The 514-nt window shown below is 60.3% G+C and carries 1 protein-coding gene and 1 pseudogene; both read left to right on the plus strand.

Annotated features, from left to right (window positions below):
• A pseudogene (locus tag X742_RS1000000176355) lies at positions 1-113 on the plus strand (7-carboxy-7-deazaguanine synthase QueE); the annotation flags it as partial.
• 151 nt (positions 114-264) lie between these two features.
• Entirely contained in the window at positions 265-477 is a 213-nt protein-coding gene (locus X742_RS140205; RefSeq protein ID WP_023775677.1) for a hypothetical protein, read from the plus strand.
• The last annotated feature ends 37 nt before the right edge of the window (positions 478-514 follow it).

Consider the following 514-nt stretch of genomic DNA (forward strand, 5'->3'; position numbering starts at 1 on the left):
TATTGAAGCGCATGGAGTGGCTGGTTGACAGCGTGACTCGCGACAGGTGGTTCGAAGCCCGCGTGCTACCGCAGCTGCACGTTATGCTCTGGGGTAACAAGAGAGCCGTCTAGCCCAGGCCTTTTCCACCGGAACTTCGGGTGAACGGGTTGTCCAACGTTTGACGGTGCTGCCGGGGTGCTTGCGGAATTCTGCCTCCGGCCCAAGTGCGTGGTCAGCCGCTTGCACGGCCCTGGCGGATTCTGTTTGCAAGGCCGCAGGGAGTTGTCCGCCGACAACCATCTGGCCAAAACGTTTGTCGTCTGCTTCCGATACAAGCTGCCGGACTCGACGTGGCTCTTCAAGGACACGGAATTCGTCGCCGGAAGCGGACGATTGTCGCTTGCCAAGACGGGTCTGGTCCGCTTCGAACCGTCTCGGCACGACGGTCGCCGGTCAACAGTGGAAAACGATCGCAATCGATTCACGATCGAGTGAGAGCCATGACCGTTCCTCTGCGGTGCTCAGACTGCCG

The organism is Mesorhizobium sp. LNHC229A00, from assembly GCF_000502415.1.
Classification (GTDB): domain Bacteria; phylum Pseudomonadota; class Alphaproteobacteria; order Rhizobiales; family Rhizobiaceae; genus Mesorhizobium.